Consider the following 6,576-nt stretch of genomic DNA (forward strand, 5'->3'; position numbering starts at 1 on the left):
CGTCGCGCGCCGACGGCGAGCCTCCGGCGCTAGCGTGTGCCGCGAGGAGGCGCCATGGAGTTCGGCACCATCATCGAGTCGATCGGCCAGGTCATCGACGTCGTCGGCGTGCTGGCCATCGTGGTGGGCGTGCTCTACGCGAGCATCGACGCCGGTCTCAGGGGCATCCGTGGGAAGTATCCGATCTACGAACGATTCCGCCGCGTGCTCGGCCGCGCCATCCTGCTCGGCCTCGAGCTGCTGGTCGCCGCCGACATCATCAAGACCGTCGCCGTGACGCCCACGCTCGACTCGGTGCTGGTGCTCGCGATCATCGTGCTCATCCGCACGTTCCTCAGCTGGTCGCTCGAGCTCGAGGTCTCGGGGCGGTGGCCGTGGCAGAAGCGCGCGGCGCCGATCGACGATGCCGACACGACGCCCGCCCCGGCCGACGCCCGCTGAGTGCGAGGCGACACGCCGAGGCGTTCCGCCGAGTGGTCGCATTCCGTGGTCATCCACCTGGGAAGACCGCCGAACGTGACCACTCGACGCCGTCGGGCGCGTGTCACACGCCGCCCGGACGCCAGCCACGGGTCCGCAGCGTTCGCTCGATCAACGCGACCGTTGCCGGCAACGCATCGAACTGGCGTGCACCGACGCGAAGGCTGAGCCATCCGAGCTCCTGGTACCGGTTGAACCGATCGAGGTCGTGCGCCCACTGTCGCCCATCGATGAGGTGATGCGCGCCTTCGTACTCGATCAGCACCCGGTAGTCGGGAAAGGCGAGGTCCGCCACGGCGACCGTGGATCCCGCTGCGTCGAGCACGGCAAAGCCGGAGGTGGGCCGCGGCAATCCGGCGTTCACGAGGCGTACTCGGAGCCGGGTCTCCCTCGACGAGTCAGACTCCTCGATCGCCTCGGGGAGGGCGGATCGCAACAGGCGGATGCCGCGAGCACCCGGATGCCGCAGCAGCACCAGCTCGAGCTGGTGGCAGGTCGCGAGCGGCCGGCGCCGACACAGGATCCGGTCGGCTGCGACGATGAGGTCTTCCACGCCGAGACCCGTGGTCGCGAGGTCCAACCAGGTGCGGGCAGGCGCCGTCACGGCGACCGGTCCGTCGACGTGCAGCTCGCCCGGCCGAAGGTCCAGGCGATGCCCGCGGACGCCGGCGCCCCGTGGACGCGGAAGCTCGGAACCGACGCCGAGGTGCACCAGGCCTCGATCGCGCGGCGGCTCGACCTGCAGGCCCCAGAACGCCGCGGCGGTGCCATGGCTCAGGAATGATCCCGGATGGCGTTGTGCCAGCAGCCCGGCGCGCACGTCGGGCGCTGCTGAGCCGTCGGCGGGATGCCGGATGCCCCAAGCCGGCGCCGCGAGATCCGACGCCCGCAACCGGGCCGCCGTGAGGCCGTGGGCGCGAGCCTCTGAGACCGTGAAGCCCCGATCGTGCAGGTGTGCTGGAAGCGGGTGCGGAGCTCGCGGCATCCGCTCATCGTGCGATGGACATGGGGTCGACCGCATCGACGGCAGGTCGGGCGGGGAACGAATCCGTGCGTGGCGGCGTGTGGAGGTCGAGTGCTACGTCGCGCGGGTCAGGCGTCCAGGCGCCACGCCGCCACCACGCGGCGGTGGTGGGCGCCCTCGGCGGGCCGCATGTCGATGAGGGCGACGGTGTCGAGCACCACGCGGTCACCGGGGTGCAACTCGCCGTGCTGCTTGCGGGTGACGTGCGGACGGAAGTCGAGGCGGGAGCGCACCTCGATGCCGGATCCGACGAGCGCGTGCAAGGTGCGCGCGCGGAGCCCGGCGAGCTCGCCGCCGTCCTGCACGAGCGTCACCGGCACGTCGCGCCGGCGACCGAACAGCGCCTCGTCGCCCGCGGTCGCGCGGATCGGGGTGCCGCCCGTGCCGATGCCCTCGACGCCGCCGACGACCTCGGAGAGCTCGTCGGCATCGAGGCCGGCCTGGAACGGCTCGACGAGCGTCACGTGCAGCGGCCAGTCGGCGACGGTGAACTCGTCGCCCTCGGTGAGCGGCACCAGCGGCAGCACGACGACGAAGCGCGGCATCCGGCGATTCTAGACCGCGGTCTGCTGCGTCGGCGGATGCCGGTCAGACGACCCCGTGCGACTCGTCGAGCCGTCCGAGCAGGCGCAGCATCGCGGCGGGGGCGTAGCGGAACTCGACCGTTCCGCTGGCGCCGGGCTCCGACGGGCCGATCCAGGTGCTGGAGCCCTCGTGCACGCGCACCCAGCCGTCCTGGAAGAGCAGGTCGGTGCCGATCACGAAGGCCATCGCGGGCGTGTCGCCCTGGCGCACGGTGATCGAGCCCTCGAAGACCTGCGATGCCGAGGCGTCCTGGTCCTCCCGGGCCTGCACGCCGACGAGGGGGCGCGCGATGGGGGTGGCGAAACCGGGAGCCTCGAACGGGCTCGCCTTCGCGGCATCCGGCACGATGCCGAAATGYACGCTCGTCGAGGCGAGACTGAGCTCGGCCCGTCCGTCGAGCACGAGGCGGCTGGACACGCGGAAGCGGTAGTAGAGGCGTCCGGCGTCGCGCGCCGGCGGCAGCACGGCCAGGCTCGTCCAGTTGCGGGACCAGTTGAGCGGCGCGCCCTCACGGCTCGGCGGGTCGTAGAGGCTCGCCGTGACCCGCACCGCGCCGTCGGTCGTGGTGGGCGCCGCGCGGAGACCGCTGCGACCGCGGTCGGACGCGGGCATCTCGTCGCGCACGGCGGCGAAGGCGGGCAGGCGCAGGGGCTCCCAGTGGCGGAGCCAGCCCTGGATGCCGGCCTGCACCCGCTCGAACGAGTCGCCGAGGCCCGCGCGCGCCGAGGACGCGTCGGCGACGTTCGGCAGGTCGTCGATGAGGTCGACCGGCAGTTCGTCGAGACGGGAGAGGTCGCGCGTTGCGGACATGGTCGCGATGGTCATGATGGTCCTCCGTGGGGGAAATGGGCTCAGGGCACCCCGGGATCGGGTGCGGAGGCCCACGCTACGGAGCATCATGCAGCGTGCCATCCCGGCCAGCCCCCATTCGGCCCCGGGGTTCTCCCTGAGTCGGTTCCCGCTCGGGGTGGCCCCCGTTCGGGGGTTTTCGTCACCTGCGCGTCGGCGTAGAGTCCGGGCCATCCGCCGCAGCTGTGGCCCGAGACAGCGGCCTCGGCGTGAGCATTCCCGATGCGGCGTTCCTCGAAGGGGAGAACCATGCGACGATCCACTGCGCTCGCCACGACCGCGATACTCATGGGGGTGGCGCTCACGGCGATCGCGTCGCCGGCCGTCGCCGCGCCGAACGGGCCGAAGCCGCCGTCACCCGGCGAGACGGTGACGGAGGCCGAGCACCTCGTCGGGCCGCTCACGTTCGACGTGACGCCGAACGGCACCCTCTACGTCGGCCAGGACTTCGCCGGCCTGCTCACGAAGATCTCCGGCGGCGCCTCAGAGGTCCTCGCGACGGGACCCGGCATCGCCGCCGTGTCGACGCTGGACGGCGTCGTCACGTKGGGCGAGCGCGAGGGCGACATGGAGCAGGTCCTCGCCTCGCGGCTCATGCGGCGCGCCGCAGATGGAACGGTGACCTCGGTGGACGTGCTGGCGTGGGAAGAGGTGAACAATCCCGACGCGGACGCCGAGTACGGGTTCCGGGATCTGCCGGAGGAGTGCCTCGCACAGATCCCGCCGGCCCTGCTTCCGTTCGTCGGGCCGCACGGCGGCGCGATCGACACGCACGTCTACGGCTCGCTCATGCTGAAGGACGTGACGTACGTCGCGGATGCGGGCGCGAATGCCGTGCTCGCCGTCGACTCGGCCGGTGACATCTCGACGGTGGCCGTACTGCCGCCGTCGAGCTTCGTCGCCACGGAGGCGCTCGCCGCATCATTCGGCCTGCCCGACTGCGTCGTCGGCCACGAGTTCATCACCGAGCCGGTGCCCACGGACGTCGAGCTGGGCAAGGACGGCTGGCTCTACGTCACCTCGTTGCCCGGCGGCCCCGAGGACGCGAGCCTCGGCGCGAACGGCTCGGTGTACCGGGTGAACCCGACAACGGGGGAGGTGCAGCTGTACGCCACGGGATTCGCCGGTGCCAGCGGCCTCGCGGTCGCGCCGAACGGAACGGTCTTCGTCGCCGAGTTGTTCGGCGACCGGGTGTCGGTCATCACGAAGCGCGGCGAGGTCAGCACCTTCGCCGAGGTGACCTCGCCTGCGGGCGTCGAGTGGCAGCGTGGACGGCTCTACGTCTCGACCGACGTGTTCGGCGACGGGAAGGTCGTCTCGATCGGGCTGCGCTAGCGGACGGGCCCGGGGCCGTCGCGGCACGCGACGGCCCGGTCGGCCTCAGACCAGCAGCTGGTGCGCCGCGAGGTCGCGGTAGAGCGGCACGGCGTCGACGAGCTCGGCGTGCGTCCCCTCGCCGATGACGTGCCCGCCATCGAGCACGACGATGCGGTCGGAGTCGATCACCGTCGACAGGCGGTGCGCGATCACGATCAGCGTGCGCCCCGCCGAGACGGCGTCGATCGCCTCGCGCATCATCCGCTCGTTGAGGCCGTCGAGCGACGACGTGGACTCGTCGAGCAGCAGGATCGGCGGCGCAGCGAGCAGGGCGCGGGCGATGGCGAGGCGCTGGCGCTCGCCGCCCGAGAGCATGATGCCGTCCTCGCCGACCGCCGCGTCGAGTCCGGCCGGGTCGCGGTCGAGCACCGAGCCGAGATTCACGGCGCGCAGCACGTGCTCGCACTCGGCGTCGCTCGCGTCGGGGCTGCCGAGCTTGAGGTTGTCGCGGAGGGATCCGGCCAGCACCGGGGCATCCTGCTCGACGTAGCCGATCTGCGCCCGCAGCTCGTGACGGTCGAGGGTACGCAGGTCGAGCCCGCCCATGCGCACCTCGCCGACGCTGGGGTCGTAGAAGCGCTCGATGAGGGCGAGGATCGTGGACTTGCCGGCGCCCGAAGGGCCGACCAGCGCGACCCGCTGGCCCCGCGGCACCTGGAACGAGACGCCGCGGAGCACGGGCTGGCGGGCGGTGACGTCGGGCTCGGGCAGGTGCTCGTCGGGGGAGTCGTTGCCGGGATCTGCCGGGTCCTGCCGGGTGGCCGCGTACGCGAAGTGCACGTCGTCGAGCTCGATGGCGGGGGCGTCGGGCCGCACGGCGCTGTTCGCGTCACCGACCATGACGGCGAGGGGGGCGAGGTCTCGGTCGTGGGCGTCCTCGTCGGGCAGGTCGAGGATCTCCTGGATCCGGCCGAGTGCGCCGAGCGCCTGGTTCACCGAGGTGACGGCCCCGAACGCCTGGCCGAGCGGCAGGATCATCATGAAGAGGAAGAGGATGAACGCGACGAGGTCGGCGACCGTGATGGCGCCCGAGGCGACGCGGAAGCCGCCGACGCCGAGCACGACGAGGAATGACACCTGCATGGCGATGCCAGCGACGGGCACGATGAGGGCCGAGATCTTGGCGACCTTCACGCCCATCTCCCAGGCGCCCTCGGCGGCCGCGTCGACCGAGCGGATCTCGCGTTCCGTGGCACCCGACGCCCGGATGGTGCGGACGGCGCTGATGGCCCGCTCGACGGAGGCGGCGACGTCGCCGACCTTCTCCTGGGCCTGGTGCGACGCCTCGCGAACCCGCCCCGAGAGCAGGGTGACGGTGGTGATCGCGATCGCGATGACGAGCACGGTGAGGCCGAGCAGCACGGGGTCGATGATGAGCATCGCGATGAGGGCGCCGATGAACGTGACCGTGCCCCCGATGGCCTCGACGAGGCCCTGGGTGAGCGCGGCGCGCAGCATCGTGGTGTCGCTGCCCACGCGCGACACGAGGTCGCCGGTTCGGCGCGTGTCGAACTCGGCGATGGGTAGGCGCAGCAGCTTCGCGACGAGGCGCTTGCGGCTCGAGAGCACGACGCCCTCGCCGGTGCGCTGCAGCAGGTAGTGCTGGTAGCCCGAGATGATGCCGCTGATGATCACGAGGGCGATGAGGCCCCACACGATCCAGCCGAGCGGCTGGCCGGCCTCGACGATCGTGATCACCCGGGCGAYGAGCAGCGGCTGGGCGAGGCTCGTGATCGCGCCGATGATCGACAGCACGGCGACCCAGATGAGCACGGGGCGGTGCTCGAAGATGAAGGGCAGCAGCTGCCGGAACGTCGCGCGCGGCCCGGTCGGGGGCGTGCCGCGCCGGCCGAGGGGGCTGCGTCGGGCGGGGGTGGAGGTCTGCGTGGTGCTCATCTGCTCTTCCTGGTGTGCGAGGTGAGCGGATGCCGCATCCGCCCGATGCCTGCGTCGTCGCCGCCTTGCAGCATACGTCGCCTACCTGCGTCCGTACTTCTTGTGCACCGCCTGCTTCGACACCTCGAGCGCGAGGGCGATGAGCTGCCAGCTGGACCCTGCCGCCCGGGCGCGGCGCACGGCGACGGCCTCGGCGCGGTCGAGCGCGAGGTTCACCTCGATGCGGGCGCGGTGCAGGTCGCGGAGCGCCCGGTAGGGGTCGTCGCCGTCGGCGGCGGCGATGGCGGTGCGGAGGGTGCGGTCGTCCATGTCGTCAACCGTAATTGACGGCGATCGAGAAGTCAATTCAGGTTGACGGATGCCTC

General features: G+C 71.9%; 7 protein-coding genes. 2 read left to right on the forward strand and 5 right to left on the reverse strand.

Features of this window, described 5'->3' with window-relative positions; genetic code table 11:
• Window positions 1-54: 54 nt before the first annotated feature.
• Entirely contained in the window at window positions 55-441 is a 387-nt protein-coding gene (locus AC1DY2_RS13040; RefSeq protein WP_476762816.1) for a DUF1622 domain-containing protein, read from the forward strand.
• A gap of 103 nt (window positions 442-544) precedes the next feature.
• Here the strand turns inward: AC1DY2_RS13040 and AC1DY2_RS13045 are convergent, their stop codons facing one another.
• From AC1DY2_RS13045 to AC1DY2_RS13055, 3 genes are all read right to left on the reverse strand, one after another.
• A complete protein-coding gene (locus tag AC1DY2_RS13045; protein ID WP_476762817.1) occupies window positions 545-1,465 on the reverse strand; it encodes an endonuclease domain-containing protein in 921 nt (306 codons plus the stop codon).
• A 107-nt stretch (window positions 1,466-1,572) separates the two neighbouring features.
• Entirely contained in the window at window positions 1,573-2,049 is a 477-nt protein-coding gene (locus AC1DY2_RS13050) for a 2'-5' RNA ligase family protein (protein ID WP_476762818.1), read from the reverse strand.
• 43 nt (window positions 2,050-2,092) lie between these two features.
• Entirely contained in the window at window positions 2,093-2,914 is an 822-nt protein-coding gene (locus tag AC1DY2_RS13055) for a hypothetical protein (RefSeq protein ID WP_476762819.1), read from the reverse strand.
• 273 nt (window positions 2,915-3,187) lie between these two features.
• On the opposite strand from AC1DY2_RS13055, the gene AC1DY2_RS13060 reads away from it, so the two are divergent.
• Window positions 3,188-4,273 (forward strand): ScyD/ScyE family protein, encoded by a 1,086-nt coding sequence (locus AC1DY2_RS13060; RefSeq protein ID WP_476762820.1) that lies wholly within the window; start codon window positions 3,188-3,190, stop codon window positions 4,271-4,273.
• A 45-nt stretch (window positions 4,274-4,318) separates the two neighbouring features.
• Here the strand turns inward: AC1DY2_RS13060 and AC1DY2_RS13065 are convergent, their stop codons facing one another.
• The gene (locus AC1DY2_RS13065; protein ID WP_476762821.1) at window positions 4,319-6,211 is read right to left on the reverse strand and encodes an ABC transporter ATP-binding protein; all 1,893 of its coding nucleotides are present in this window, start codon (window positions 6,209-6,211) and stop codon (window positions 4,319-4,321) included.
• Between the two features lie 81 nt (window positions 6,212-6,292).
• Window positions 6,293-6,520: a hypothetical protein gene (locus AC1DY2_RS13070; protein WP_309973377.1), complete on the reverse strand. Its 228-nt coding sequence runs from the start codon at window positions 6,518-6,520 to the stop codon at window positions 6,293-6,295.
• Window positions 6,521-6,576: the final 56 nt, after the last annotated feature.

The organism is Agromyces sp. P1_H4 (genome assembly GCF_056405255.1).